Raw genomic sequence first — 25984 nt, 5'->3', positions numbered from 1 at the left:
GTGCGCGTCATTCCTTGACAGATCACGGCTCCGGCCACTATAGTTTGCCGATCCTTCCTCATCAATCCTGCGCAGGGTGAAGGCGTCGCGATGGCGCTCGATAAACTCGAAGCTCTTGAAAGCCGAGTCAAAGATCTCGTCAAAGCCCTTCACGATCTCCGCCAAAAAAACCAGCAATTGGAACAGGACTTGCGTGCGGCGCGGGCGCGCCTCCTCGCCCAAGAGGAAATCAATCGCCGGTGGGAACGCGAGCGGGCGGGCATTAAAACCAGGGTGCAGAAGATCCTGGGCGAGGTGGAGCTGCTCGAGTGCTGGGAAGACTCAAAGGAGGTGGCCCTTGGCTAGGACCGTCGAGGTCGAGATCTACGGACAGCGGTACACGCTCCGGGGCGAAGCGGATGAACAATATGTGAAACGGGTGGCCCAATTCGTCGATGACCACATGAAGGCCGTTGCCCAAGGGATGCGGACCGCGACGCTTTCCAAGTTGGCGGTCCTAGCAGCCGTGAATATTGCCCATGAATTGTTCCAGGCCGAACAACAGCGGACCGAAAAAGAAGCGGATGTCGAGCGGCGTATGTTGTCGCTGATGGAATCCATCGAGGAGCAGGTCCAGTCCGCGCTTCCTCGATAACCCTGGGTTGCATCGTACCCAGGGCGTTTGATATGGTTCTGCACCGGTTGACGAGCACAGAGAAGTTTCAGGAGTTCAAATTAGCAGAGGGGCGGAAAACTCAGCAATCGGGCTGTACAGCGGAGCTGACAAGGGTGTGTCACTGACGCGTGGTTGACATTAAAAGTATGCTGATCGTGGTCCACATGGTGATGAAACTCATGGAGGGAAGCCTCCTTGCACGCACCTGGTCTGTTTTCCAGAGTTTCTTGTGGAAGCCTACCGTGTCGGGGGTTCAGGAAAGGCTAAATAGCCGCACCGAATGGAAGGGCCATTCCCTTTTCCTCACCCCGGCCGGCATCCTGCAAGGGTGCCGTACGTCTTGGGCCTATCGAGCAGCGCGAGGGCGACCTCGAACGACTCGATTGAGACGGTAGTCGCTCCGTGCGATCAGCAATGTCCTGTTTCCTTAGTGCCGCCATCGCGTGCTAGATTCTGCCACGCTGTCGAATCCTTCCGCTCCCGCTCCGTATCCAGGAACAATGTCTCTGTGTTTCGTGTGGTGCCGTTCTGAGTTGACGACAGAACCGTGCTGTCGTTCGTGGGAAAGGGGGGGTCATCTTGTCGGACCTAGTGACCTATCTGGCTGTTGCCCTCGTGAGCATGTTGTGCGGGATCGGAGGGTATGAGCTGCTCCGGCGCCGCACGGCGCTGGCAGCCAAAGACCGTGCCCAGGAGGAGGCGCGGCAAATCGTCCAGACTGCCGCGCGGGAAGCAGAGACCCGCGTCAAGGAAGCGAAACTTGAAGCGAAAGACCTTCTGATACAGGCTAAAGCGGAACTGGAGCGCGAGCAGAAGGAAAAAACAATCGTTCTGCAAGAACAGGAGCGCCGGTTTCTCCAGCGGGAGGAACTGCTCGATCGGAAGGCCGGAGGCTTGGAGAAGCGCGAGCAGGACCTATCCAAGCGGGAACGGGAGTTGGATCGCCGCGAGGCGGGGCTCCAGGAGAAAGAGACCGCTTGCGCGCAGGCCTTGCGAGAGCATCGCGAGGCGCTGGAGCGAGTGGCCGGAATGACCGCAGAGGAAGCCAAGCGGCATCTTCTGGCGGAGTATGAAAGCCAGGTCCGCATCGAGGCCGCCGGGCTGTCCAAGCGGACGATCGAAGAGGCAAAAGAAAACGCGGAGCGGGAGGCGCGGGAGATCATCGCGACCTCGATTCAGCGCGTCACGCGCGATTATGTGAGCGAGGCCACCATCTCCATGGTGCCGATCCCCAACGATGCCATGAAGGGCCGGATCATCGGGCGGGAAGGCCGCAACATTCGGGCGATCGAAGCGGCGACCGGTATCGATTTGATCATCGATGAGACGCCCGAAGCGGTCATCATCTCGGGCTTCGACCCCTTGCGCCGGGAAATCGCGAAGGTCTCGCTGGAGCGGCTCATGCAGGACGGTCGCATCCATCCGACGCGGATCGAGGAAATCGTCGAAAAGGTGAAGACCGATGTCGAGAAATTGATGATCGAAGAGGCCGAGAAGGTCATTTTCGAAGTGGGGCTCGCCGATTTCCATCCGGAGATCGTCAAGATCCTCGGACGATTGAAGTATCGGACCAGCTACGGGCAGAACAACCTGTATCATGCCCGGGAGGCGGCGTACATCTGCGGGATTATGGCTTCCGAATTGGGGCTGGACGTAAAGTTGGCCAAGCGCGGCGCCTTGCTTCATGACATCGGAAAGGCGGTCAGCCATGAGGAGGAGGGGCCGCACGCGATGCTGGGGGCCGAGATCGCCAAGCGATACGGCGAAAGCGAAAAAGTGGTCAACGCCATCGCGGCCCATCACGAGCAGGTGGAGCCGATTTGTCCGGAAACCGTGCTGGTGGCGTCGGCGGAGGCGCTGTCCGCCGCCAGGCCCGGGGCCCGGCGGGAGGCGCTGGAATCCTATGTGAAGCGGCTGGAGAAGCTGGAATCCTTGGCGGTGGGGCAGCGCGGCGTCCAAAAGGCCTATGCCATCCAGGCCGGTCGCGAGATTCGCGTGATCGTCAAGCAGGAAGATCTGTCGGACAGCGAGGCCTTCCAGCTCTCACGGGAGCTGGCGAAGAAGATCGAGCAGGAACTGACCTATCCGGGCCAGATCAAGGTGACGGTGATCCGGGAAAGCCGGTATGTCGAATATGCCAAATAGCGCCGTCTTCCTGTTGTGGCGTCTGTCTGCGCGCCGGCCACAATCCATAGCATGTGGCCGGCGCACAAGAGTTCCCGTTCGCGGAGAGGACTGTGCAGCATGAAAGTTCTTCTCATCGGAGACATCATGGGAGAGCCGGGCCGGCGGGCCGTGCTCCGCTGCCTGCCCAAGCTTATCGGGCAACAGGGGATCGACCTGGTGGTGGCGAACGCGGAGAATGCGGCCGGCGGGTTCGGCATCACGCCGGACTTGGCCGACGAATTGTTTGAAGTCGGCGTCTCCGTGATCACGACCGGGAACCACGCCTGGGACAAGAAGGAAATCCTGGACTATTTTAAGACCGAGCGGCGGCTCCTCCGCCCGGCCAATTACCCGCCTGGCGTTCCGGGCTCAGGGGCCGTGATCGTCGAGACCCCGGGTGGCGAGAAGGTGGCGATTCTTCATCTGATGGGGCGAACGTTTCTCCCGACGATCGATTGTCCCTTTCAGGTCGGTCAGCGCGAGGTCGCTCGGCTCAAGCAGGAGACTCCCGCGGTGTTGGTCGATATGCATGCCGAGGCCACATCTGAAAAAATGGCCATGGGATATTATCTAGACGGGAGCGTGACCGCGGTGGTGGGGACTCATACCCACGTTCAGACGGCGGATGAGCAGATCTTGCCCAAGGGAACGGCCTATATTACGGACATCGGGATGACGGGGCCGATCCATTCGGTCATCGGCATCAAGAAGGAAATGGCGATCGAGAAGTTCCTGACGCAGATGCCAAGGCGCTTTGAAGTGGCCGGCGGTCCGGCCATTTTCTGTGCAGTCTTGGTCGAGTTGGACGGCCGTCTGGGGAAAGCCCTTCGGATCGAACGCTTCCGGCTCAGCGAATGAGCACGCGACTGTCGCCATCATCTCACCAACCATCGTTGTTTCAGCCCGAGACGCGCGCCCGCATTCTGACGGTCTCCGCGCTCACGGCGTTGATTCGTTCCCACCTGGAAGAACCCTTCCGAGACATTTGGCTTGAAGGGGAGGTGTCCAACGTGCGGATGCCGGCCTCGGGCCATGTGTACTTTACCCTCAAGGATGAGGCCAGCCAGATTCGGGCGATTCTCTTCCGCCTGGCTGCGCAACAGCTTCGGTTCGACCTGCGCGAAGGGCTGCATGTGATCGTGCGCGGACGGCTGTCGGTCTACGAACCGCGGGGCGACTATCAGGTGGTGGTGGAGTATGCGGAGCCGAAAGGCATCGGGGCGCTCCAGCTTGCCTTTGAACAACTGAAAGAGCGATTGGCCGGTGAAGGCCTGTTCGACTCGACCAAGAAACGTCCGCTCCCGTTTCTGCCAAAGCGTGTCGGCATCGTGTCCTCGCTGGCGGGGGCCGCGCTCCATGACATGCTCGTGGTGATGGAGCGGCGCTGTCCTATTGCGCATATCGTCGTGGCGCCGGTGCCGGTTCAAGGAGCGGACGCGGCCCCATTGATCGCGGAGGCCATTGCGGCGTTAGGTGCCTCTCAATTGATCGACGTGATGATTGTGGGGCGCGGCGGGGGGTCGCTCGAAGACCTGTGGTGCTTTAATGACGAGCGGGTCGTGCGAGCCATTGTCGCTTCTTCCGTGCCGGTGGTGTCGGCCGTCGGGCATGAAACGGACGTGACATTGGCGGATTTTGCTGCGGACTGTCGCGCCCCGACCCCGTCTGCAGCGGCGGAAGCAGTCGTGCCGGTCCTGGATGAGTTGCTGACGCAGATCGGGGACCGTTCGGTCAGGCTGCGCAGGGCCATGCGGCATCGCATCGACTTGGCTCGGCGGTCCTGCCTGGTCATCGAAGGGCGCCTGCGGGAACGGGCGTTCCCCGTCTATCGTCACGCCCAGCGGCTTGATGATGCCTGGTCTCGCTTGCAGTCGAAGGTGGTTCGTGATCAGTCCGATCGACGGCACCGACTCCAGAAGCTTTCCTATGGGATATTGGCTTATGGTCCGCACCAGACTGTCCGCGCCTCGGTCCTGAAGGTGACCCATTTGCAAGTCCGGCTCAGGGATCATGTGAACGTGTTCCTGTCGAAGCGGCGGCACCCACTGGCGCGTCTTCTGGGGCAACTTCACAGCCTCAGTCCGTTGGCCACTTTGCAGCGAGGTTTCAGCGTGTTGCAAACTCTGCCGCAGGGGCAGGTGGTGTGGCGCGCCGATCAGGTTCGAGTGGGGCAGATAATCAAGGCTAGGGTCGCCGTCGGCCATCTCCTGTGTCAAGTTCGCGAAATTCATGGCGGCCCTGACTCGGCTTGACCTCCGTCAGGCCGGGCGCAATAATGACGCGAGAGTTGCTTCAGGAGGAACATTGTGGCGGCTGTGAAATTTGAGCAAGCGATGGCTCGGCTTGAAACCATCGTCGAAGAACTGGAGCGGGGCGAACTCCCGCTTGATGAATCTCTGAAGATCTTCGAGGAAGGCATCCGCTTGTCGAAAACCTGTCTGAAGATGCTCAATGAGGCCGAGCGGAAAGTGGAAATCCTTGTGCAGGATCGAGACGGAAAACGGAGCTTGCGTGCCGTAACATTAGACGACATGGATGGCGATCAGCCATCGTCACTTTCCTAAGATTTTCAATCGACCTCGCCCGTCCCCACCGTGCCATCGATCGGTAAGAATTCGCCCCGAGAGTTGCCTCGCGAGCGGTTGGACTTGGTGTTGGTCCGAAGCGGTCTCGCACGGAGCCGAGAACAGGCGGTTCGGTTGATCATGGCGGGAACGGTTCGTATCGCAGGAAAAGTGATCGACAAGCCGGCGACCCTTGTTCGCGCAGATGAGTCCATCGAGTTGACGAAGCGAGAAACCTGCTATGTCAGCCGAAGCGGAGAGAAATTGGCGGTGGCGCTCGATGCGTTTGGAATCATCCCGACGGGCTGGATCGCCATGGACGTCGGTGCGTCAACGGGAGGGTTTACGGATTGTCTGCTGCGTCGAGGCGTCGCGCGTGTTTATGCGGTAGATGTCGGATACGGGCAACTGGCTTGGTCGCTTCGCCAGGACCATCGTGTTGTCGTCATCGATCGTCAAAACATTCGGTATCTCTCTCCTGATCGTATCCCGGAGCCAATCCACATTGCCGTGGTCGATGTCTCGTTTATTTCGTTGACACTCGTCCTCCCGGTTGTCGTCCACTACCTCGCTGGCGGTGCCTGGCTGGTTGCGCTGGTCAAGCCCCAGTTCGAGGTGGGGAAAGGGCAGGTCGGCCGGGGTGGGATTGTTCGTCAAGAGGGCCAGCGTCAGGCCGTTCTCGAAAAGATCGTGACATTTGCACAGGGCTGTGGTCTAACCTATGTGTCAAGCCTCGATTCTCCCATTGCCGGCCAGAAGGGGAACAGAGAATTCTTGGTTGGCTGGAGATGGGGTGGAGGTAGATGTGACCAATCGGTTATGGAAGGTCGAGATGGGTCCGGGCGACTTGGATCATCGGGGCATGAGGTGAGAGGTTGACATGAAGGTTTTGGTGACAGGGGGGGCGGGGTTTATCGGGTCTCATCTCGTCGATCGGCTGGTTCAAGAAGGCCATGATGTCGTGGTTGTGGACAACTTGTCGACGGGGAAGCGAAAGAACGTGAATCGTGCGGCAACCTTCTATAAAGCGGACATCCAAAGTTCCCGATTGGAGCGGGTGTTTCGCAATGAACGTCCATCGGTCATCATGCATCTCGCGGCTCAGATGAACGTGCGGCGTTCCGTCGACGATCCGATGTTCGATGCGAGCGTCAATATTCTAGGCACCTTGAACGTGATAGAACAGGCCGCCCGACACGGCGCAAGGAAAGTGGTGTTCGCCTCATCCGGAGGGGCCATTTATGGCGAACAGGACATTTTCCCCGCTCCTGAATCGCATCCCACCCGGCCCTTGTCGCCGTACGGAATCAGCAAGCTCAGCGGCGAGCATTATCTGTCGTACTACCAGCGCGCCAGCGGCATCCAGGCCGTCAGCCTGCGCTTTGCCAATGTATACGGGCCTCGGCAAGATCCTGAGGGCGAAGCGGGAGTCGTCGCGATTTTTATTCAGAAGATGTTGACAGGAGAGCAGCCGGTGATCAATGGAAACGGACGGCAAACGCGGGATTTCGTTTTTGTGGAGGACGTCGTCGAGGCCAATCTATTGGTCATGGGCCAGGGAATCGAAGGCGTGTTCAATGTGGGCACGTCTTCGGAAACGACGGTGAATGAACTCTTTGCCATCCTCAAAGAACTGACGAAATCGGACTGCAAGGAGGTACATGGCCCCGCGAAAAAGGGTGAACAGTTGCGGAGCACCATCGACGCAACCAAGCTCCGCCAGCAATTAGGATGGGAACCTAAAGTCGGCCTGTCCGATGGCCTGCGCAAGACTGTCGAGTATTTCAGCGGGCGATTGAGGTAGCGAACTCCGGAACAATCCTCGCCGTTCAGGTGCCATTATCGATAGCGCGGAACAGAGGCGTCCACCTGAACACTCCACGCATCGATTCCCCCGATGAGATTCTTTACGTTGGCAAACCCCTGCTGGAGCAGGAAACTCGTCGCGTCGGCGCTTCTCATGCCGTGATGACAGTAGGCGATGATCTCGGCATTCCGATCTAGTTGATCCAACGAATGCGGCAGTGTCCCAAGCGGAATGAGGAGGGACCCCTCAAGCTTGGCCAAGGAATATTCCCAGGGTTCCCGCACATCCAACAAGACCGGCTTGTTCCCTTTATCGAGCTGCTCCTTTAGTTCTCGCGGCGTAATCGTAAAGCCCATAACATCTCCTCCGGTTGGCAAAAGCTTAGAGACATAGGCCGTGGTTTTTTGTTAACAATAGGGAGGTGTGGCAGATCGTGTCAACTCCCGGAATTTGCGGACAGTACTTCGATTGGTATCGGGCCTGGGGAGGCCGTTGTGAGACAGAGTATGGAAGTCATTGTTTTTGTTACAACTAAATCGGCCTGGGTGGCAAAGAGGATCGGAAAAGCGGTGATCAGTGAGCAACTGGCCGCTTGTGTCACGATCCTCGGCACATGTCAGTCGCTCTATCGATGGAATGGGAAAATACAGGAAAGCGCGGAGTCATTGATGATGATCAAGACCACCGCCCGCTGTTATGAAAGGTTGCAGAAGAGAATTAAGGGACTCCATAGCTATGCTGTCCCAGAGATAGTGGCAGTATCCATCACGAAGGGCCTTCCCGACTATCTTGATTGGGTCAGAAGCTCAGTTCGTAAGTAGCCGGTTTTAAAGACGAAAAATTGCGCGAACTTTTACATTGACCGGTTGGGATTGGTTAGCTAGACTCCTCAAAGAATGTGAAGAGTTTTCTGGCAAGAACTTATGGATTCATCACATGGGCCACAGTAGCGATCAGAGCGACTCTTATACGGTGGTTATTTTTCGAGGGTCCACGGCAAAGCCGCTTCGCTTTAATTTCCCCCGAAAATTCGTCCAGAAGGCCTTGATTGTCGGCTTGATCCTCTTGGTAGCCGATCTCCTGGTTATCTCCCACTACATTGTCAGAACCGGAGAGGTCTGGGAGCTAGCCGCCTTTCGGTCCGAGGCGCTGAGCGCTCGAGCCCAAACCGCCGCTTTTTCCACTGCCGTGGACGACCTCAAGCGTCGACTGACGGCGATGAGGGAGATCAATCAACGGCTTCGTGTAATGCTAGGAATTGAGGAGGTGAAGCCGGGAGATCTCATGAACGGCCAGGGTGGTGATGCCGAACCAATGGGTGAATCTTCAGATGGTGAGATTGAGGATTCAAATTCCGCATTAGGAGAGAGGGCTCTCTCCAATTCCGTGCTCGATAGCGGCAAAGCGGAGTCGAGTATAGTTCGGTCCTCTGCAATTTCCGACGATACCCCCCAAGAACAGTTAGTAAACCGCGTGAAACAAGAGATTGAGCGTCTTGCCGCGGAGGCATCCGTTCAAGAGCGGACTCTCCAGGAACTTTCACAGGCGGCGGAGCAGCGGTCTTTCCGGTGGGCCTCGACTCCTTCTATCTGGCCGGTCCGTGGGTGGGTGACATCCGGGTTTGGACCGCGAATCTCCCCGTTCACCGAGAAGCCAGGATGGCACGACGGGCTTGATATCGGTGCGGCCCCCAATGCTCCGATACAGGCTCCGGCTGCCGGTCGTGTCACCATGACCGGGCACGATGCGAAGATGGGGAATTTGGTTCGCCTTGATCATGGATATGGAGTCGAAACGGTCTACGGGCATCTGGCGAAAGCCTTGGTTAAAGAGGGACAGCGTGTAAAACGGGGAGATGTGATCGCGCTTGTCGGCAGCACAGGGTTATCAACGGGACCTCATCTGCATTACATGGTCAAGGTCAATGGTCAGGCCATTGACCCTAACAAGTATATTCTGGATTAGTTTACTCTTCTCTGGTTCCCTCCTCTCTCTGGCCAGTGCAAGAACTCAAGGATTTCCTGGTTTCCCTTCTTCGGAACTGCCCACTTGTAGAGCATGCATGTGCGGTCAGGATTTCGCATAAACACGGTTTGTCTGCTGTCAGCGAGACTGATTCACAGAAATCCTTGGTGCATTCCTCTTATACAACTCATACAACCCGTACCCGCTTGAAACGATAGCTCATAAGACCGGTGAGGAAATGACGATGTCTCATATTTCCAAGGAGATCTCTGAAGTTGCTCACGAGATGGGACTCCAACAGGGAGATTGGATCCCTTATGGAATCGGAAAAGCCAAAGTTCGGCTAGAGGTCGCGCAGCAGAAGCCGCGTTCGTCTGGTGCTCGATATGTGTTGGTAACAGCCATCAATCCGACCCCGTTGGGCGAAGGGAAGACGACCACGGCGATCGGATTGGCGATGGGACTTTGTGACATGGGTCAAAGAGCTGTGGTGACGCTTCGACAGCCTTCGCTTGGACCGGTCTTTGGGATCAAGGGAGGCGGTACCGGCGGAGGAAAGGCCCAACTTGAGCCCATGCACGATATCAATCTCCACCTGACGGGCGATGCCTATGCGGTTGCCGCCAGCCACAATCTCCTCGCCGCGTTTACCGACAATCATTTGTTTCATGGGAATGAGCTGTCGCTCGATCCTCGGTCGATCACGTGGCCGAGGGCGATGGCGATCAGCGATCGAGCTCTTCGACATGTCACTGTTCCTGGACATAATCAGGTCAAAGGACGGGAAGCGCAGTTTGTCATTACAGAAGCATCAGAGGTCATGGCCATCCTGGCTCTTGCCAGAGATCGATCGGACCTTCGCCAACGGCTGGGCCGTATCTTCGTTGGTATGACGACGAGTGGGAAGCCCGTGTTTGCGGAAGACCTTCGTTGTGCGGGCGCCATGGAAGTGCTCCTTCAAGAGGCGCTTCTCCCGAATCTTGTTCAAACTTCGGAAGGAACTCCCGCGCTGGTTCATGCGGGGCCGTTTGGGAATATCGCACATGGAAATTGTTCCGTGCTGGCCGATGAAATCGCGTTGCGCCATGCGGATTATGTGGTGACCGAAGCAGGCTTTGGGAGCGACCTGGGAGCAGAAAAGTTTTTCAATATCAAATGCAGAGTTTCAGGATTGGTCCCCAATGCCGCGGTGGTGGTTGCAACCTTGCGAGCGTTGAAGCTCCACGGAGGGGGAGGGACAGTGAAGCCCGGTCGCCCGTTACCGGCGAGTCTCACAGACCCCAACCGGCAAGCCCTAGAAAAAGGGCTGGACAATCTCGCTCAACACATCGCCAACATCCGGACGTACGGGGTCCCCGTCGTGGTGGCTGTGAATGCCTTTCCGGAAGATTCCGGGGACGAGTTGGAGTGGGTAAGGACACGCGCGCTCGACCTGGGCGCGGCCGGTGCATCCGTGTCAACTCACTTCCAGGAAGGCGGGAAAGGCGCATCGGATCTCGCACAGACCGTCATCAGAGTGGCTGATCAACCGGTCCGCTATACACCCCTCTACAAGGACACGGACACGATCAAGGGCAAGATTCATGCGATTGCCACGAGCATGTACGGAGCAGGACAGGTCGCCTACGACCCGCAGGCGGAGCGGGATATCGAGCGTGCGACACAGTTGGGGTTCAGCCATCTGCCCATTTGTATGGCCAAGACGCCGCTTTCGCTGTCTCACGACCCATTGCTGAAAGGTCGACCTACGGGGTTTACGATTCCCATCAAAGAAGTGCGCATTCTTTCCGGCGCGGGCTTTCTGACCGCGGTCTGTTCGGGCATGCAACTGATGCCGGGGTTGCCGAAGGTGCCGGCTGGTGAAGGAATCAGCCTGGACCATGAAACAGGAGAGATCCGCGGCCTGAGGTGAACCTGGTTAGGGCTGTTTGAAAAGCCGGAGAAATTCGGAGTCCAGACTGAGGATGACCGACGTATCCTTGGCCAGACTCTTCTTGTACGCCTCCATATAACGGGTCAGCTCAAAAAATTTCGGGTCCTGCCGGTACGCATTGGCATAGATGCGGAAGGCCTCCGCATCTCCACCTCCGCGTAGTTGTTCGGCAGCCTTGTAGGCCTCTGCCAGGATGATTTCTCGGTCACGCTCGGCTTCGGAGCGTATTTTTTGGGCTTCCTCGTCTCCTTCCGCACGGTACTGTTTGGCCTGCCGTTCGCGTTCCGCCTGCATGCGTGCAAACACGTTTTTCTCGTTCTGTTCCGGCAGGTCCGCGCGCTTGATCCGCACGTCGTCGATCGCGATGCCGTAGGCCGATGCCTTTTCATTGGCGCGCTCGGTGACGATGTGCATGATGTCGGACCGTGTCTGGGAAACAATCTCCGAAAGATCGTGGCGGCCCACTTCCACCCGCAGTTCCGAGTAAATGATGTCGTCCAGACGCCGGAGCGCGCCAGCCTGGGACTGAAAGGCCTGATACACCTTGAGGGGGTCGGTAATCCGCCACTTGGCGAAGTTGTCGATTACCAGAGTCTTCTTGTCCTGGGTAATCACGTCCTGTGGGGCCGAGTCGTAATCGAGCAGGCGTTTGTCGAAGTACGTGACGTCCTGGATGAACGGAGTCTTGACGTAGAGGCCAGGCACGGTGACGGTTCGGACGGGCTTGCCCAACTCGACGACGATCGCGCTTTGTGTCACGTCCACCACGTACAGCGGGGAGGCGCCGAATACAAACAACAGAACCAGTACCGCCAGGATGCCCACGATCAGGTTCTTCATGTTCAGGGGCCTCCTCGTTCGGCGCCGCTTTCCGAACCGGTCTGACGGGGTCTCTTCTGGAGCCGATCGAGCGGTAAATAGGGCAGCACGCGGTCGCCAGTCTTACTATCCAGGATTATCTTCTCCACGCCGGACAGCACCTGTTCCATCGTCTCGATGTAAATGCGTTTCGCAATGACGTCCTTGGCCTGTTGGTATTCTTTCAACGTCTTGACGAAACGAGCCGCCTCCCCCTCGGCTCTGGCGACCCGCGCCTGAGCTTGCCCCTTGGCCTCATTGACCACTTGGGCCGCTTGTCCTTTCGCCCGCGGGATGATGTCGTTGCGATAACCTTGCGCCTGGTTGATCAGACGCTCCCGGTCTTCCTTGGCGCTGGCGACATCCTTGAACGCGGCGACGACGGCTTCGGGAGGATCGACGTCTTGGAGCTGCACGGCTGCAATATGGACGCCGGCGTTGTAGCGGTCGAGAATGCTCTGTAGCAGGTCCTGCGTGCCTTGCTGGATCTGAGCCTTGCCGGTCGTTAAGGCGTCGTCGATCTTCGTTTTGCCGATCACCTCGCGCATGGAGGCCTCCGCCGCTTCGGCGACGGTATCCTCCACATCATCCACCTCGAATAGATAGTGCCGCGCGTTCTTGATCTTGTACTGGACGATGAATTCCACAGCGATGATGTTTTCGTCGCCGGTCAGCATGAGGGCTTCGCGGGGAATCATCACAGACTGCCCGCGGGCGTCCTTTCGGAACCCGACCTCCAGCCGGTGCAACTTGGCCACCTTGGGGTGCAGCACCGATTCGATGAACGGCAGCTTGAGGTGAGGACCAGGCCCGACCGTGCGGACGACGTCGCCGAACCGTTTAACGACGCCCTCTTCGTCCGGAGCGACGATAAAAGCGCTTTGGAACGCGAGAACAATGGCGAGAATGACGAGGACTATCGAGCGCGCCCCCCGTCGAGGCATCATCTCCCGGAGTTGGGCCGAAGCCTTGCGAAGCGCTTCATCCACTCCCGGGTCGTTTCTGCTCCAGGGATCTTTGGGATTCCAGACCATTCAGTAGTGTCGCGTAGGAAAGCTGTTCAGAGTAGCTGGAACTCACCTTAACAGGTTCATACGGGCTGGGCAAGACATTCCGGTCGCAGGTCTACCGCATGATTACTCTTCCTCCCTTGCCCCAGTAGTAATAAATGGAGAAATTCGGGAAGATCGCATCCTGAACATTCTGTCCGGCTACGGTGAAGAGCACGCCCGCGGCGCCGACCCAATGATCGCCAAGCCGATATTGAATAGTTGGTTGCACGCCCAGCGAATTGAACCCGTTCCGCTGGCCGACATTGATCGGATGTCCGTCCGCCCGCCACGGGAGCCCGTGAAATCCGACAAACTCCAGGTTGTACCCGAATCCACGGTCATCATTGAGCAGGTGTTCGATGATCAGTCTGGTATTGATGATGTCGGCGGGATACGTGCTTTGGCCGGCATCGCTTCCCGGTAAATGATAGGAGTAGAACACGCCGCCGCTGAGACGAAAGGGGCGGAGGTTCTTGCGGAACATGACGCCCTCGGTCCACGTCAGCGATCCGAATCGCGAAGCAGGCAACCGACCCAACGGAGCGAATCCGCCGGGCGGGCTTTCGCTGCCCGTGATCCAGCGACTGGTAGGGAGCACGATCATATTGAAGGTCGTGACCGAAGGACGCCAGCCGTTCGGATCCTGCACGATGGGGCGGTATTTAAGATAAATCTGCGTGTCTCCCACTCCGGAATCGGTGGTCCAGGGTCCGCCTTGTCCTTGGTTAAGCTGCGTGGTCGATCGTGCCCACCAGAACGAACCGGAGAGTCCCACGTTCAGCTCGAGGTGATTGGTCAGCCCATAAGCCATCGTGACGACCGGGGCGATCTGGTACGTATGGATCGGCGAGGGTTGGCTGTTGACGGTCAGATCGTTTCCAAATCGTTTCTCGCTCACCTGGGAAAACAAAAACGGATGAAAGGTGAACTGTCCCCGGGGATGAATATCGACGCCGCTGATAAAGATCGGACCGTTGGAGAGCGGGTTCCAACTCTGCCGATATCGGCGAATCTCTTCCTCGGTCGGCACCCAATCCCACGCATACCCAACCGGCCCAGATGTGGTTTCCAGACCGAATGTCAGAAACAGGATGCCCATGACGCAGGAAGAGAGCGGCCTTGCCAGAGGATTTCTCAATGGCCTATACCGGGATTGGCGGGGAGAGGGACACATTTATTCACGCTTCTCCTTGCGTTGCGGAGTCATGCCGTATGAGTCCACGGCATCATCTTGTGTACGATACCCACCCTTCAAAACTGTCAGGCCCCTGACATCCGGTGGAGCAAAAGGAAGGCGAGCATGGAGAGGAGGGCGGAGACCGGCAGGGTCACGATCCAGGCAAGCAGCATGTCGCGGACGGTTGTCCACCGGACGCAGGCCAAACCCTTGAGGAGGCCGATACCGATGATGGCTGAGCTGCTGACGTGGGTCGTCGAAACCGGTAGTCCCAGCGTCCCGGAGAGGAGGACGAGCGACGAGGTCGTGAGATTGGCGGACAGCCCTTCCGTATGGTTCATCCTTGTGACCTTTTCGGCGAGCAGTTCCGTCACCCGAGCCCCGCCGAGGTAGCTGCCCCATCCCATTGCAGCGGCGACGCCGGCATAGGCCAGGACTTGCATCGCTATACTTGACCAAGACGTCACGGCGCTGCCTAAGAGCAGCATCGCCACGATCTTCGGCGCATCGTTGGTGCCTCGAGCAAACGATGTGAGGCCGCTGGAGATCCAATGGATGGTGTCGAGGCCGACCACCAACCCCTGTAAGCCGGCCTGGTCGCACTGAGCCGGCACGGCCATCACCGGCTGTCCGAATCGAGACGATTGAAACAGCGTGCGGGTTCCGCCATGTGCATCGATGGCAACCAGGGCACGGGAGGCGGGCATCACGCACAGGCAGGCGCCTTCCCAACGTGCGGCGAGCAGGCGCACCAGAGAGTGGAGGACAAAAGAGGCTGTGAAGGCAAGTAACGGACTGAGCAGCAACGGAAGGACGATCTTTTGCCCGATTGCGGACCAGACCAATCCCTCGCCGCCGAAGGCTGTGAGCCCGGTTCCGACGATCGAGCCGGTTAAGGCATGGGTGGTGGAAACCGGAAGGCCAGTCCGCGAGGCGAACAGGACCCAGGCCATTGAGCCGAGCAGGACGGCCAGCGCCATGGTCGGCGGCACGATCACGCCCGGGTGAATGAGGCCGTGACTGAACGTGTGGATCATGGCGCCGGTGAGGAAGGCGGAGGCCCCGGCGCCGACGGTAGTCCAGAGGCTTCCCCAGAGGATGGCCGTCCGATAGTCGGTGATACCCCCGCCGACCAACGTGGCGATGGATTTCGACACGTCGTTGGCTCCGTTGGCAAAGGCCAGGGCCAAGATGAGGAACAGGGTGAGCGCTGGGATGTCCATGGGGCTTAGCCGGTCACGGCGCCGCCACAGGAGGAGCCGGAGCCGGCCGTGCAGCCGTAACAATGGTTGCGGGTGACGATCTGGCGGTGATCAAGTCGAGCGGGGTCGAAATCGCGAATATGTTGCGGGACACGGCCGTCAACCGGCAGGTCGAGCATCTGGTTGAAGTCGCAATCGTAGAGCGTGCCGTCCCAGCCGACCGAGAGGGTATAGCGACACATGACCCCGGCCGCAGCCGCCGGGTTGAACGCAGTAGCGAGCCGCTCCATGTAGCCGTCATAGTTGCCGCTCTCCACCAGAAACTCCAAGAACCGGCTGATCGGCATGTTGGCGATGGTGTAGAGATGCGTGAACGTCACCCCATAACGTTGCGCCAGCTCCTTGCGAAATTGGGATTCGATTGCCTCTTGCTTCGGAGGCAGGAAGGCCCCGACGGGATTGTAGATGAGGTTGAGGACCAACCCGCTGCCTTCGCGGCCGTATCCCAACTCATTCAGCAGACGAAGGCCCCGGATGGATTTGTCGAACACGCCCTCGCCGCGTTGCGCATCCGTCTGGCCGGCTCGGTAATAGGGAAGCGAGGCGACCACCTCCACGCGGTGATGGGCGAGAAACGAGCCGAGATCCGCTTGCGAGGGGAGCAGCAGGACCGTCAGATTGCAGCGATCCATGACGTGCCGGCCGAGCGCACGGGCTTGCTCGACCAGCCAGCGAAAGTTCGGATTCAGCTCCGGCGCCCCGCCCGTGATATCGACTGTCGGAATGTCGGTCTTCGCCAAGGCCGCGATACAGAGTTCCGCGGTCCCTCGGGACATCGATTCGGTGCGGTCCGGACCGGCATCCACATGGCAATGGCGGCAGGTTTGGTTACACAGCTTGCCGACGTTGATCTGGAAAACTGTGATGCCGGTGGCATGCAAGGGATGGAGGCCCGCTTGTTCAAGCTGTTTGTCAAAGGCCGAGCAGGCGGTTGTCTGGGCGAGCATCTGGAGCTGCCGGCCTGTCGAGGCCAAGGGGCTGGAACGGGCCGCTAAGGTTGAAGCGAGAGGGGCCATGGCTCAACAGCAGGCGCCGTTCGGGTCGCAGGACACAGCCGTACCCGACACGGCATGGCCGGCCCGATTGATGATCGCGAAGTGGGGTCGATAGGCGGGGCTGTCCAATACCGCGAGCGTCTTGGAGCAAATCTCCAAAGGCACTCCTCGCCGGTACACATGGTGGTCATCGTCGCACCCCTCCTGAAACGGCCCGGTCAACAGGGCGAAGTGTCCCTTCCAAACGCAGGGTGACGGCTCAGGCACGATTCCCGTCAGCCTCGGGTCCGGCGGGACAAGAGGGAGCGGCTCCTCTGAGAGCAAAAAGCACGATTCGAAAGGAGCGGTGCGAAGCACCAAAGCGGTCGTCTCGTCGATGGCCTGCGAAACTCCGCGCCTGAACGTCCGGCCGTTCTCGTCGATCACCTGCTTGAACGGACCTCGAAGTGTAGCGTAGCGAGGAACGTCTGAGCGTGAACCCGGACCAATCTTGTACCCCGTTAAGGTCAGCGAAAGGAAATGAATGCCGTCGATGACCTGCCAGGGTGTGAACGTGAGCTGGTGCACGCCCACGAAACCCGCTTCGGTAAGCCCATTGAAGTAATCGGCGACCGTGAGGGCGCCGGACAGGCAGTCCCCCCATTTCTCGCGGTCGTGGATGAGGTATTGCGGCACGGCTTGATCCGACACGATATCGGAAATCGTAAACCGCCCGCCGGGCCTGACCACCCGGAACATTTCCCCGAACACCTTTCGCTTATCCGGCGTGAGGTTGATCACGCAGTTCGAAATGACCAGATCGATCGTGTCGTCCCCGACCGGCATCGCGTCGGCCAGGCCTTTACGAAACTCGACGTTGGGAGCAGGGTAGCCCAGATTGGCGGCGACGATGGGCGCATTGCGCCGGGCGATGTCCAGCATGGTGTCCGTCATGTCGAGACCGATCACACGCCCGGAAGGGCCGACCAGCCGAGAGGCTTCGAAACAATCGATCCCGCCGCCGGAGCCGATGTCCAACACGGTTTCCCCGGGAGCCACCGTCTTGAGGCCGGCGGGAGTTCCGCAACCATAAGAGATGTTCAGCACTTCTTCCGGGATGAAGGTCTTCAGATCGGCAAAATCGTACCCGGTGGGGCAGCACATCGGCTCGCCCGCCGCCGCCGCCCGCGCGTATCGCGCACTGACCTGTTGGGTGATCTCGTCTGTCGGCATAGCCTCCTCGTCGGTTAATCGGTCCATCGAGCTGGGTCTATGTATCAACCGCCTGCCGCTCCGTCAAGGTGCCGGCCAGAAACCGTACCGGATGAGGCATCGCGCATCTGTAAGCTGGCTCACAATTGATTTGGACAGCAGTGCCCTCCGACCCCGCGGCAGGATCGGGTCGTCAAAACCCTCAGTCAGCTCTGGCCGGCCGTTCTTACAGGATCCTCTCTGTTCAGATGTATCGCACCCCTTGACTCGGTACCATGGTGCAGGGTGTAGCATCGGGCTCTGAAGGGAGGTGAGGCCGATGTGCCCATGGGTCGCTACACTCGGCTTCTGTCCGTTTGAGGCGGCATCCAAGGCCTGGCAGTGGGTGCAGAGCTGCTTCGCGTAGGCAGGACAGAGGCGAAAGAGGGCGACCGGGGTGCGGACCCCGGTCGCCCGTAAGGCTCGTTTGACGTGGGGATCCGGAGATGAGGCCTTGCAACCCCCGAGTGAGGCGCATCGTTCTTTCATCAGATTGAGGGAGTTGTTATGACTTCCGGACTGACAATCGGACAGTTGGCCAAGGCGGCCGGGGTGAATGTCCAGACCCTCCGCTATTACGAGCGGCGCAGGCTGCTTCAACCGACAGACCGCAGACCGTCCGGATACCGGTTGTACGCGAATGATGCGCTTCAGCGCCTTCGGTTTATCAAGAATGCCCAAGCCTTGGGTTTCACGCTGAAGGAAATCGTCGAATTGCTGGACCTGGAAGTGCGATCAACCGCTCGCTGCGGCGAGGTCCAACGGAGAGCGGAAGCCAAATTAGCCCACGTGAAGGTCAAGGTTCGAGATCTCCAAGCTCTGGCGCGGGCGCTCGGCGGCTTAATCCGCGCGTGCCGAGCCGGTCGCCCCACCGCGGAGTGCGCGATCTTGAAGAGCTTGAAGGAACGGAAAGGCCAGTCGGGCCTGCCATGAAGACCGGATGAACAACGCTCCAATCATCCTCTATGCGTGAGGTGAGGCATGGATCGGGAAAACGAGGCTCTGTTTCAGGAGTTGCGTCGCGTCAGCCCGACCGTGACCGGCGGGCTCCTGCGCATGCGGCAGGAAACCTATCGTGATGCGGCGGTCGCGGCCAAGTATAAATTGCTCACTGCCATGGCCATCTCCATCGCGATTCGCTGCGAGCCCTGCATTCGGGCCTATGTCCGCATGGCGGTGGAACGAGATGCAACGCAAGCAGAAATCCTGGAATTTCTGAACGTGGCGATGACCATGCAAGGCTGTCCTGGCGAGGAATGGGCACTCAAGGCCTACGCTGCGTACAAGGCAGCCATCAATGAGCGGCGACCGGATCAGTCTGTCACCTGCTGTGTCCACGATGACCCCGGCGGTGAGGTACAAACGGAGGTGAAGGATGAGGACGAGAGGCTATAGCGTCATCTGTGCCTTGGCCGTGAGTCTGCTGATAGGGACTGCTTCGGTGGAGGCGCAACAAACGAACCAGTCCCGCATCCTCATCCACATGAAGACGTCACTGGCCGAGGACGACGCGCAAATCTGCGCCGTGCCGAATGTGGCTTGGGCGGCCGTCAAGGCGGGCCATAGGGTGACAATTCTGGTTGATGCCAGCGCGGTGACGTCAGTGACCAAGGGGTTTGGCTTTTTTCGCAGACTGGTCGGTTCGGAGAGTACCGCGCTCGATCGAGCGGGGCTGCCGGAGCGAGAACGGCAGAGCGTCTCCGAACAGATGGGCGTACCCTTGGAGCAGGTCCCGCATAATTACGGCGAGTACTTTGAGATCCTCAAGCGCAAGCTGGGAGTCGAAATTTACGGCAACCGGACCATGATGCTACTCTACAAGATCGATCTTGATCGGGTGGCGACCTCCATTACCCCCGTTTCGCTCGATCGGATGGTCCAGCTCTTCTCTGAAGCGGACCGGATAATCGTGTATTGAGAGATCATCGAGTCGGTGGGTCGGGGATAGAATACTCTCCACCCCGACCTTGGACAGACAGGCTAAAACGTGATGACCTGATAGCCCGCCGACACCAGCTTCTTGAAGCTCGGATGGCCGTCATATTCTCCCGCCAGCTTCACTCCACATGCGACGACTTTGTCTTTCACGCCGAAGGCTCCGGCACAAAACTCGCACGCGCCGCCGATCCGATCCTTCACCGCGTTGTAGAGCCCGTGCAGCTTGTGATCGGGCTTCTCCAATTCCACGATCCACATTGGGCCCTGCGCCGTCGAAAATCAGTTGGACGTCGTCGTGGCCGTCCTTGAATTCCTTGACGGCCTCCAACGCGTTCACCACCCGGCCCAGCCCCTCATGGGTGTCCGTATCGGCCAGAATAACAATCGCCACTTTGGACATGATGCACTCCTTTCGAAAAACAGTGGGTGAATGACGAGAGCGCCTCCGCCTCACTCATTGACCGGAGGCGGCACGACTATCCTGAACCTCCGCACGCTACCGCGACTCCCATCAATCCATCTGTAGTCTCGCTTACAAACACGCACGCGGCAATTCTCTTTCGCAACCGGTGAGGTGCCTTACAGATGGATGGCGCATCAACAGGTAGGATCGCGCCAGCACACGAACAAACCTCTTCCTTACAAGGAGGCGCGTCATGACCTGCGAACGATGCGATGGCCTGATGGTCGGCGAGCAGATTTGTGATCTGCAAGAGACGAACGGCGAGATCTGCGCGAATGGGTATCGTTGCCTGCTCTGCGGCAATATCATTGATGCGACGATTCTCAAAAACAGGAAGCGGTCAACCGAGGCGCCGGAGCCTCTCACAGCCTCCAGCCCTCTGATGACAAAGCTCGTGGCCGCCTAACCCACATTATTGATGACGGTTCGTGACGAAACCGACAAGACGCCAGGCGAGACGGGCAAGCGGAGCTGCGAAGGACGGAGGCATACTTGAAACAGTATGTTGAGGCCTTGAGGGGCGAGCCTGCCCGCCATACCAAGCTTTGCTTGAACCGCCGCGTTCGATTATCTCGCGGCGGAGATGCACGTTACCTTCGACTTCGCATGCTGGCCAGGGACCCGTTGCAATCTGGGAGCAACGGGTGCCCCGCGGTGTATCGGCGGTTGCAGTAGAAGCGTTCATGAATAATGTGGGCTAAGGCGGGAAGCATGGTCGAAACGATCACCTCTTCCCACGGCTGATTGAGGATGTCCCGAGGTAGGAGACGCCCCATGGCACTACAAGACGAACCGGAAATCGCACTTCGTCTCCAACTCCACCAACTGCCCTGTCCGATGTGTGGCAATCATGAATTGGTGCCGGTGCTCCAATGCGATTACTACCCGGACGGCTGTCTCTGGCTGGTGCGATGTGAAACGTGCCGGGCGCAATACCATCTTGCTTGAGCGCCGGAGCGGGCCCGCTAGGAGCCTGTCCGACATTAGCCCCAACGCACTTGTGTGCAGGCTCTGACTCGTGTATCAGCCATGCAGCATCGTGATGAGCGAGGAGGCTGCGTGATGACGACTCGGACCTTTCGTCCCTATGATCCCGATGAGCTGTGGCTGTTGCCGCCGTCACCCCGCGACTGGTTGCCGGAAGACCACCTGGCGTACTTCCTGGCTGATCTGGTGGAGGAATTGAATCTCCAACCCATCCTGGCGACCTATGGTGGGGTGACGCGCGGCACGGCACCGTATCACCCGCAGCTGCTGGTGAAGGTGCTGCTCTATGCCTATGCCGTGGGGATTCCGGCCTCGCGGCAGATTGCGCGGAAGTTGGAGGAGGATGTGGCCTTTCGAGTGCTGGCGGCGAATCAGCGGCCGGATTTCCGGACCCTCAGTGATTTTCGGAAGCAGCATCTGACGGCGCTGGCCGATCTGTTTGTGCAGGTCCTGAAACTCTGCCAGCGGGCGGGCTTGGTCAAGCTGGGGCATATCGCGCTGGATGGGACGAAGATCAAGGCGAATGCGTCGAAGCATAAGGCGATGAGCTATGGACGGATGGTGACGGAAGAGGCGCGGCTCACGGCGGAAGTCCAGCGGCTGTTGACGCAGGCCGAGGCGGCGGATGCGCGGGATGATGCGGCGTATGGCCCTGACCGGCGGGGTGATGAACTGCCCGCCGAACTGGCGCGCCGGGAGCAACGGCTGGAGACCATTCGGGCGGCCAAGGCGGTGCTGGAGCAGGAGGCCCAGGCGGAGGCCGCCCTCACATAGGCGGCACACGAGGGGCGCAAGGCAGAAAGACCGCGCCGGGGACGGCCGCCGCAGCCCCCCAGCCCGGTGCCCCATCCGAAGGCGCAGCGCAACTTCACGGATCCCGAGAGCCGGATTATGCCGGCGTCGAACGCCAAGGGGAGCGTCGTCCAAGGGTACAACTGCCAAGCGGCCGTCGATGCGAGGACGCAGATCATTGTCGCGGCCGACGTCACCGATGAAGCGAATGACAAGCAGCAAGCGCAGCCGATGCTGACCCAGGTACTGGCCCAGACCGGTCAGGTCCCGCGGACCGTGAGTATGGATGCGGGCTATTTCAGCGAGGCGAACGTCACGGCCCTCACGGCGCTGGGGTGTCGGCCACTCATCCCGCCGGATCGCCACCGCCACAGCCAGGCGATACCCGCCGCGCCCCGGGGCCGACCGCCAGCGGGCCTGTCGGTGGCGGATCGGATGCGCCGCACCCTCCGGACCACACGCGGACGACGACTCTACGCCCGGCGCAAAGCGATCGTCGAGCCGGTCTTCGGCCAGATCAAGCAGGGCCGCGGCTATCGACAGTTCTTGTTGCGCGGGATGCGGCAGGTGCGCGGGGAATGGGCGCTCATCTGTACCACGCATAATGTGCTCAAACTCTGGACTGCCCTGCGCCATCGTCGCCAACGCCCCGGCGAGGGGCTGCGGGCCTTGGGCAGAAGCCGGAAGGCGGAGCGGAAAACCCAGGGGTAGTCGAAAGTCGCCAGGTCAATCCGTCTGTAGCTGTGCGTAGATGGGATTAACCGGAATGCCCATGCTGTGCTCAGGTCAATGTCGGACAAGCTCCTAGCCTGCATTACTCATGACGGTTCGTCGCGTTGCACCCGTTGCAGATCGACCCATTGCAAGAGGAGCGATGGGTACCCCGGCAACGGGTACCCGGCAGTCGCCACGCGCTGGACCCATTGCTCGTCCGTTGCAATGGGCTTAAGCAGCAGAAGCGTTCATGAATAATACAGGTTAGGCCGGACCCTGCACGAACCGGTGCGCCGGCAGGACCGGCGTCGAGTGAACACGCTTAGCGGAGAGAATGGAGGCTCCCATGCGAATCCATGAAGTGATGTCCACCGGAGTGGTGACGGGGACGTCGGCGGACCACGTGCGGGACATCGTCGTCAAAATGTTGTGCTGGCATTGCGGCGCGATTCCGATCGTGAACGCCAATCACGAATTGCTCGGCGTCGTCACTCTGCGCGACGTGATGCTGCCGATGTACCCCAACTGGGAGCCTATCCGACATGACCTGTCTACTGCGGCGAACGATCTGCGGCCATCTGCGTCGTTCTCAGCCCGAAACAATCCGGGGCACCCATTGCTCCGGGATTGCAATGGGTCCCGATTCCAGCGAATACACCTGCGGTTTTGCCGGGCCTGCGGCCTCGCATCTGACCGCACCTCCTTTGCGTCGTCACGAACGGCAATATCGGACAGGCTCCTGGGCGACTACATTCATGATGCGGTGCGCAGCCGGGACTTTCTCGAGATGGAGCAGAACGATCCCGAGGTGCTGACGAAGAAGGCCGAAGAGATCATGGTCCGCAACCCGCTGACCGTCTCGCCGGAGACACCCATCCTTGAGGCCGCGTCGTATATGGGGCTCAAGAACTTGCGACGGATTCCGGTCGTGGATCGCGGCACGCTCGTCGGCATGGTCAGTATCGGTGACATCCACCGGGGACTCTTCTTTGCGCGCGGGGGCTGGAGGTGATTGTTGCGGCCGGTTGTGGAGCGATCAGCCCAGAACCAGGTTTCTATCTCAATTCAGAAGGGAGGTGAGCGCATGCCACTCGCACAATTGAAAGGCTCAGTGGGTATCTCAGCGCGGAGCAGAAGGCCGAACTCATTCGCAAGGTTACGGACGCGATCGTGTCGGTTGAAGGAGAAGGGTTGCGGCCCGTGACCTGGGTCATCATCGAAGGGGTCCCCTCAAGGGACTGGGGCGTCGGCGGGACCCCCGTCACAACCGAGGCGCTGAAGCACATGGCCGTGGAGGGCCGGTAACGTGAGCTCATCGAACAACATAAGATCACACAGTCGAAGAAGGAGAATCACCATGAAGTTTCAGGTCCATACGAAGGAGACGGCTCCAGAGGCGTCGCGCGCAACGCTCGAAGGCACCGCGAAGAAATACGGCTTTCTTCCCAACTTGTTCGGCGTACTCGCCGAGTCCCCGACGGCAGTGCAAGCCTATGCGTCGATCAACAAGGCCCTTGAACAGAGTGCGCTCTCTCCGGTCGAACAGCAGGTGGTGGCCCTCACGGTCAGCACCACGAACGACTGCGCCTACTGCGTGGGCGCCCACTCCACGGTGGCGCAAATGGTCCGCATGCCCGAGGACATGCTTGCAGCACTGCGGGATCAACGGCCGCTCTCCGACCGGAAGCTCAATGCACTCCGAACGTTGGTGCTGTCCATCATGCGCCATCGCGGCTGGGTGCCGGAGGATGATCTTGATCGCTTTGTCGCAGAGGGATACCGCGAGCGGCATCTCCTGGATGTTCTCACGATCGTCGCGCTCAAGACCTTGAGCAACTATCTGAATCACATCGCGCAGACGCCGCTCGATCGGCAGTTTGCGTCACAGGCCTGGCGCGCCAAGGAGAGTTGCACCGGTTGTCTGACGGCCTGAACCTCTTTGCGAGGGAAAGAACGAGTAAGAGGGAGTCCCACGCCGGCACCGGCGTGGGACTGTACCGGGCTATTGTTCGTGACGGATGCCGCCGCGCCTCCGAACGCGGCAAACCTTCTCAGCGGAGTAAACAGATATGAGCCAATCCCGATGGAACCAGAATGTGTGGCGCATTCCTCTCCTGTTTGTCAGCGACCTCAGGAAACAGCCAGCCTGGATTCCGATCTGGGTCCTCGCGCTGATGATCATGAATATGGCCAGCCTCGCGTTCTGGAGCGAACCGCTGGCGAAGGTCATCTTTGTGACGTTTCTGCTGTCGGTCCTGCTGATGATGGGCCTGTATGCCAAATTCGGGTTCGAACGGATACTCGGATTGGGTCATGTGTTCTGGATTCCATTATTGGCGTATGTCCTCGTCCACCTTCGCCGGGCCGAAGGCGAGTTTCAGACGTATCTCACCATGCTCTCCCTTGGTATTGGTGCATCCTTGCTGTTCGACATTGTCGATGTGTGGAAGTACGTTTCAATGAAGAAGTTATCGGACTGACGTTCGGCTTCAGGCGCGCGCCGCTTCTGGCGTCTCGCCTGCAAGCCGTGGTTAGATGTCACAGGCGTTTCCACTCTGCGCGATGATGGCCCACCGCAAATGCCTCATAGGCCCACAATGCGCACAGTGCCGTCAGGAACACCCAAATGCCAATGATTACCACTGCGGCGACTCGGCTCACGGGCTTGCCGTTCGCCGCAGTTTCTTGTGCGCGTGCGTGACACTCGGCCAGCACCTCGGGCGGAACGAGCTTTATGGCGACGACAATCCCGAGAGGAATCAGGATCAGATCATCGAGATACCCCAACACGGGCACGAAATCCGGAATCAGGTCGATCGGGCTGAACGCGTACGCGACAACGCCCGCAACGAATAGCTTCGCGTACCAGGGCGTGCGTGGGTGGCGAGCTGCCAAATACAGGGCGTACGTCTCCCGCTTGAGGTGATGCACGCAGGTCTTGAAGCTTTCCAGCATGGCCTCGGCGCGCTGCTGTGACATCTAACTATTAAGTCAGCCGCCAACACGCCGCGCCTTCTGGCGGCCTATCCCGAGTGATTCCCCTCCCAAAACGCGCAAAACCTGCCGGATTGTCTGAGAAATACAAGAGTGTGTCAATGTGGCCTTTTAAGAAAACCGAAGAAACCATGGCTGGGCGTCCTCCTAATCAGGCATGCCAGATCACGGCTGAACCATCGGGATCCGTCGTGCTTTCGGGAAGCCGGAACAACGGCTGGACTTCGAGAGGCGACTGTAAGCTGCCTCACAGCGACCAGGCCGTAGGAACGGTAAGATCCGACGACGCTAGCCAATGGCCGGAACACGACCAGAGAAGCCTACGACATATCTCGCACCAGCGAAAGGAGGAGCCCGCATGATCGAACCTTGAATCCGTCCCGAAGCGCCGACGGTCAGTCACGACCGATATTCCGAAGATCCTTCACCTTC

At 59.3% G+C, this 25984-nt stretch carries 29 protein-coding genes and 1 pseudogene; 21 read left to right on the top strand and 9 right to left on the bottom strand.

Features of this window, described 5'->3' with window-relative positions:
- Positions 1-90: 90 nt before the first annotated feature.
- From QWI75_RS18720 to QWI75_RS18685, 8 genes are all read left to right on the top strand, one after another.
- A complete protein-coding gene (locus QWI75_RS18720; RefSeq protein WP_289270638.1) occupies positions 91-345 on the top strand; it encodes a hypothetical protein in 255 nt (84 codons plus the stop codon).
- Entirely contained in the window at positions 338-634 is a 297-nt protein-coding gene (locus tag QWI75_RS18715) for a cell division protein ZapA (protein WP_289270635.1), read from the top strand. Before QWI75_RS18720 ends, QWI75_RS18715 begins: the two co-directional genes overlap by 8 nt.
- Before the next feature lie 600 nt (positions 635-1234).
- A complete protein-coding gene (gene rny, locus QWI75_RS18710) occupies positions 1235-2800 on the top strand; it encodes a ribonuclease Y (protein ID WP_289270633.1) in 1566 nt (521 codons plus the stop codon).
- A 99-nt stretch (positions 2801-2899) separates the two neighbouring features.
- Complete coding sequence (locus tag QWI75_RS18705; protein WP_289270631.1) at positions 2900-3679, top strand: TIGR00282 family metallophosphoesterase; 780 nt, start codon at positions 2900-2902, stop codon at positions 3677-3679.
- On the top strand, positions 3676-5073 hold the full coding sequence (gene xseA, locus QWI75_RS18700) for an exodeoxyribonuclease VII large subunit (RefSeq protein ID WP_289270628.1): 1398 nt from the start codon (positions 3676-3678) through the stop codon (positions 5071-5073). The genes QWI75_RS18705 and xseA overlap by 4 nt, the downstream gene beginning before the upstream one ends.
- A 54-nt stretch (positions 5074-5127) precedes the next feature.
- Complete coding sequence (gene xseB / locus QWI75_RS18695) at positions 5128-5385, top strand: exodeoxyribonuclease VII small subunit (RefSeq protein ID WP_289270626.1); 258 nt, start codon at positions 5128-5130, stop codon at positions 5383-5385.
- Positions 5386-5415: 30 nt separating this feature from the next.
- Positions 5416-6264 (top strand): TlyA family RNA methyltransferase, encoded by an 849-nt coding sequence (locus QWI75_RS18690; RefSeq protein ID WP_289270624.1) that lies wholly within the window; start codon positions 5416-5418, stop codon positions 6262-6264.
- 1 nt (position 6265) lies between these two features.
- Entirely contained in the window at positions 6266-7189 is a 924-nt protein-coding gene (locus QWI75_RS18685; protein ID WP_289270623.1) for an SDR family oxidoreductase, read from the top strand.
- 35 nt (positions 7190-7224) lie between these two features.
- On the opposite strand, the gene QWI75_RS18680 is transcribed toward QWI75_RS18685, so the two are convergent.
- The gene (locus QWI75_RS18680) at positions 7225-7548 is read right to left on the bottom strand and encodes a rhodanese-like domain-containing protein (RefSeq protein WP_289270621.1); all 324 of its coding nucleotides are present in this window, start codon (positions 7546-7548) and stop codon (positions 7225-7227) included.
- A gap of 150 nt (positions 7549-7698) precedes the next feature.
- Here QWI75_RS18680 and cutA point away from each other — a divergent pair, with 150 nt between their 5' ends.
- The 3 genes from cutA to QWI75_RS18665 all read left to right on the top strand — a co-directional run bounded on the left by cutA (position 7699) and on the right by QWI75_RS18665 (position 11069).
- Positions 7699-8013, top strand: a complete 315-nt coding sequence (gene cutA / locus QWI75_RS18675) for a divalent-cation tolerance protein CutA (protein ID WP_289270618.1) — start codon at positions 7699-7701, stop codon at positions 8011-8013.
- Positions 8014-8128: 115 nt separating this feature from the next.
- Positions 8129-9157, top strand: a complete 1029-nt coding sequence (locus tag QWI75_RS18670; protein WP_289270616.1) for a M23 family metallopeptidase — start codon at positions 8129-8131, stop codon at positions 9155-9157.
- A 238-nt stretch (positions 9158-9395) separates the two neighbouring features.
- Entirely contained in the window at positions 9396-11069 is a 1674-nt protein-coding gene (locus QWI75_RS18665; RefSeq protein WP_306417596.1) for a formate--tetrahydrofolate ligase, read from the top strand.
- A gap of 6 nt (positions 11070-11075) precedes the next feature.
- Here the strand turns inward: QWI75_RS18665 and hflC are convergent, their stop codons facing one another.
- The 6 genes from hflC to QWI75_RS18635 form a co-directional block, all read right to left on the bottom strand.
- On the bottom strand, positions 11076-11930 hold the full coding sequence (gene hflC / locus QWI75_RS18660) for a protease modulator HflC (RefSeq protein WP_289270612.1): 855 nt from the start codon (positions 11928-11930) through the stop codon (positions 11076-11078).
- Between the two features lie 2 nt (positions 11931-11932).
- Complete coding sequence (hflK, locus tag QWI75_RS18655; RefSeq protein ID WP_289270610.1) at positions 11933-12937, bottom strand: FtsH protease activity modulator HflK; 1005 nt, start codon at positions 12935-12937, stop codon at positions 11933-11935.
- A gap of 136 nt (positions 12938-13073) precedes the next feature.
- A complete protein-coding gene (locus QWI75_RS18650; protein WP_289270608.1) occupies positions 13074-14174 on the bottom strand; it encodes a hypothetical protein in 1101 nt (366 codons plus the stop codon).
- An 86-nt stretch (positions 14175-14260) separates the two neighbouring features.
- Positions 14261-15400, bottom strand: a complete 1140-nt coding sequence (locus QWI75_RS18645; protein ID WP_289270607.1) for an inorganic phosphate transporter — start codon at positions 15398-15400, stop codon at positions 14261-14263.
- A gap of 5 nt (positions 15401-15405) precedes the next feature.
- Positions 15406-16455, bottom strand: a complete 1050-nt coding sequence (arsS, locus tag QWI75_RS18640; protein ID WP_289270605.1) for an arsenosugar biosynthesis radical SAM (seleno)protein ArsS — start codon at positions 16453-16455, stop codon at positions 15406-15408.
- A 3-nt stretch (positions 16456-16458) separates the two neighbouring features.
- Positions 16459-17646: a methyltransferase domain-containing protein gene (locus QWI75_RS18635; protein WP_289270603.1), complete on the bottom strand. Its 1188-nt coding sequence runs from the start codon at positions 17644-17646 to the stop codon at positions 16459-16461.
- 525 nt (positions 17647-18171) lie between these two features.
- Between QWI75_RS18635 and QWI75_RS18630 the strand changes: the two genes are divergently transcribed.
- Genes QWI75_RS18630 through QWI75_RS18620 form a run of 3 tightly spaced genes read left to right on the top strand, consistent with a single transcriptional unit; the run spans position 18172 to position 19582 of the window.
- Complete coding sequence (locus tag QWI75_RS18630; protein ID WP_289270601.1) at positions 18172-18597, top strand: heavy metal-responsive transcriptional regulator; 426 nt, start codon at positions 18172-18174, stop codon at positions 18595-18597.
- Between the two features lie 48 nt (positions 18598-18645).
- On the top strand, positions 18646-19059 hold the full coding sequence (locus tag QWI75_RS18625; RefSeq protein WP_289270599.1) for a carboxymuconolactone decarboxylase family protein: 414 nt from the start codon (positions 18646-18648) through the stop codon (positions 19057-19059).
- Entirely contained in the window at positions 19040-19582 is a 543-nt protein-coding gene (locus QWI75_RS18620; RefSeq protein ID WP_289270597.1) for a hypothetical protein, read from the top strand. Before QWI75_RS18625 ends, QWI75_RS18620 begins: the two co-directional genes overlap by 20 nt.
- Positions 19583-19644: 62 nt before the next feature.
- Here QWI75_RS18620 and QWI75_RS18615 read toward each other — a convergent pair whose 3' ends face one another.
- Positions 19645-19860 (bottom strand): hypothetical protein, encoded by a 216-nt coding sequence (locus tag QWI75_RS18615; protein ID WP_289270596.1) that lies wholly within the window; start codon positions 19858-19860, stop codon positions 19645-19647.
- A 398-nt stretch (positions 19861-20258) separates the two neighbouring features.
- Between QWI75_RS18615 and QWI75_RS18610 the strand changes: the two genes are divergently transcribed.
- From QWI75_RS18610 to QWI75_RS18580, 7 genes and pseudogenes are all read left to right on the top strand, one after another.
- A complete protein-coding gene (locus tag QWI75_RS18610; protein WP_289270594.1) occupies positions 20259-20471 on the top strand; it encodes a hypothetical protein in 213 nt (70 codons plus the stop codon).
- A gap of 368 nt (positions 20472-20839) precedes the next feature.
- Positions 20840-21013, top strand: coding sequence for a hypothetical protein (locus tag QWI75_RS18605; protein ID WP_289270592.1), 174 nt, complete (start codon positions 20840-20842; stop codon positions 21011-21013).
- A 114-nt stretch (positions 21014-21127) separates the two neighbouring features.
- Positions 21128-22471: pseudogene (locus QWI75_RS18600) on the top strand (IS1182 family transposase); the annotation flags it as partial.
- A gap of 433 nt (positions 22472-22904) precedes the next feature.
- A complete protein-coding gene (locus tag QWI75_RS18595) occupies positions 22905-23570 on the top strand; it encodes a CBS domain-containing protein (RefSeq protein ID WP_289270590.1) in 666 nt (221 codons plus the stop codon).
- A gap of 86 nt (positions 23571-23656) precedes the next feature.
- The gene (locus QWI75_RS18590; RefSeq protein WP_289271661.1) at positions 23657-23863 is read left to right on the top strand and encodes a tautomerase family protein; all 207 of its coding nucleotides are present in this window, start codon (positions 23657-23659) and stop codon (positions 23861-23863) included.
- A gap of 52 nt (positions 23864-23915) precedes the next feature.
- Positions 23916-24491 carry a carboxymuconolactone decarboxylase family protein gene (locus QWI75_RS18585; RefSeq protein ID WP_289270588.1) on the top strand — a complete coding sequence of 192 codons (576 nt, stop codon included), beginning with the start codon at positions 23916-23918 and terminating at the stop codon, positions 24489-24491.
- A 136-nt stretch (positions 24492-24627) separates the two neighbouring features.
- Entirely contained in the window at positions 24628-25038 is a 411-nt protein-coding gene (locus QWI75_RS18580; protein ID WP_289270586.1) for a hypothetical protein, read from the top strand.
- A gap of 58 nt (positions 25039-25096) precedes the next feature.
- Here QWI75_RS18580 and QWI75_RS18575 read toward each other — a convergent pair whose 3' ends face one another.
- Complete coding sequence (locus tag QWI75_RS18575; protein ID WP_370693651.1) at positions 25097-25513, bottom strand: YkvA family protein; 417 nt, start codon at positions 25511-25513, stop codon at positions 25097-25099.
- Positions 25514-25984: the final 471 nt, after the last annotated feature.

It is taken from the genome of Nitrospira tepida, from assembly GCF_947241125.1.
In the GTDB taxonomy this organism is placed as follows: domain Bacteria; phylum Nitrospirota; class Nitrospiria; order Nitrospirales; family Nitrospiraceae; genus Nitrospira_G; species Nitrospira_G tepida.
This window is presented reverse-complemented; position numbering and strand designations above follow the sequence as displayed.

What these genes read in the sequence shown, in the direction of transcription:
- QWI75_RS18720 (WP_289270638.1), top strand. Translation starts at nt 91, where the DNA reads ATGGCGCTCGATAAACTCGAAGCTCTTGAAAGCCGAGTCAAAGATCTC.
- QWI75_RS18705 (WP_289270631.1), top strand. Translation starts at nt 2,900, where the DNA reads ATGAAAGTTCTTCTCATCGGAGACATCATGGGAGAGCCGGGCCGGCGG.
- xseA (WP_289270628.1), top strand. Translation starts at nt 3,676, where the DNA reads ATGAGCACGCGACTGTCGCCATCATCTCACCAACCATCGTTGTTTCAG.
- QWI75_RS18685 (WP_289270623.1), top strand. Translation starts at nt 6,266, where the DNA reads ATGAAGGTTTTGGTGACAGGGGGGGCGGGGTTTATCGGGTCTCATCTC.
- QWI75_RS18680 (WP_289270621.1), bottom strand. Translation starts at nt 7,548, where the DNA reads ATGGGCTTTACGATTACGCCGCGAGAACTAAAGGAGCAGCTCGATAAA.
- cutA (WP_289270618.1), top strand. Translation starts at nt 7,699, where the DNA reads ATGGAAGTCATTGTTTTTGTTACAACTAAATCGGCCTGGGTGGCAAAG.
- QWI75_RS18670 (WP_289270616.1), top strand. Translation starts at nt 8,129, where the DNA reads ATGGGCCACAGTAGCGATCAGAGCGACTCTTATACGGTGGTTATTTTT.
- QWI75_RS18665 (WP_306417596.1), top strand. Translation starts at nt 9,396, where the DNA reads ATGACGATGTCTCATATTTCCAAGGAGATCTCTGAAGTTGCTCACGAG.
- hflC (WP_289270612.1), bottom strand. Translation starts at nt 11,930, where the DNA reads ATGAAGAACCTGATCGTGGGCATCCTGGCGGTACTGGTTCTGTTGTTT.
- QWI75_RS18650 (WP_289270608.1), bottom strand. Translation starts at nt 14,174, where the DNA reads ATGTGTCCCTCTCCCCGCCAATCCCGGTATAGGCCATTGAGAAATCCT.
- QWI75_RS18645 (WP_289270607.1), bottom strand. Translation starts at nt 15,400, where the DNA reads ATGGACATCCCAGCGCTCACCCTGTTCCTCATCTTGGCCCTGGCCTTT.
- arsS (WP_289270605.1), bottom strand. Translation starts at nt 16,455, where the DNA reads ATGGCCCCTCTCGCTTCAACCTTAGCGGCCCGTTCCAGCCCCTTGGCC.
- QWI75_RS18635 (WP_289270603.1), bottom strand. Translation starts at nt 17,646, where the DNA reads ATGCCGACAGACGAGATCACCCAACAGGTCAGTGCGCGATACGCGCGG.
- QWI75_RS18630 (WP_289270601.1), top strand. Translation starts at nt 18,172, where the DNA reads ATGACTTCCGGACTGACAATCGGACAGTTGGCCAAGGCGGCCGGGGTG.
- QWI75_RS18625 (WP_289270599.1), top strand. Translation starts at nt 18,646, where the DNA reads ATGGATCGGGAAAACGAGGCTCTGTTTCAGGAGTTGCGTCGCGTCAGC.
- QWI75_RS18620 (WP_289270597.1), top strand. Translation starts at nt 19,040, where the DNA reads ATGAGGACGAGAGGCTATAGCGTCATCTGTGCCTTGGCCGTGAGTCTG.
- QWI75_RS18615 (WP_289270596.1), bottom strand. Translation starts at nt 19,860, where the DNA reads ATGTGGATCGTGGAATTGGAGAAGCCCGATCACAAGCTGCACGGGCTC.
- QWI75_RS18610 (WP_289270594.1), top strand. Translation starts at nt 20,259, where the DNA reads ATGACCTGCGAACGATGCGATGGCCTGATGGTCGGCGAGCAGATTTGT.
- QWI75_RS18605 (WP_289270592.1), top strand. Translation starts at nt 20,840, where the DNA reads ATGGCACTACAAGACGAACCGGAAATCGCACTTCGTCTCCAACTCCAC.
- QWI75_RS18595 (WP_289270590.1), top strand. Translation starts at nt 22,905, where the DNA reads ATGCGAATCCATGAAGTGATGTCCACCGGAGTGGTGACGGGGACGTCG.
- QWI75_RS18585 (WP_289270588.1), top strand. Translation starts at nt 23,916, where the DNA reads ATGAAGTTTCAGGTCCATACGAAGGAGACGGCTCCAGAGGCGTCGCGC.
- QWI75_RS18580 (WP_289270586.1), top strand. Translation starts at nt 24,628, where the DNA reads ATGAGCCAATCCCGATGGAACCAGAATGTGTGGCGCATTCCTCTCCTG.
- QWI75_RS18575 (WP_370693651.1), bottom strand. Translation starts at nt 25,513, where the DNA reads ATGCTGGAAAGCTTCAAGACCTGCGTGCATCACCTCAAGCGGGAGACG.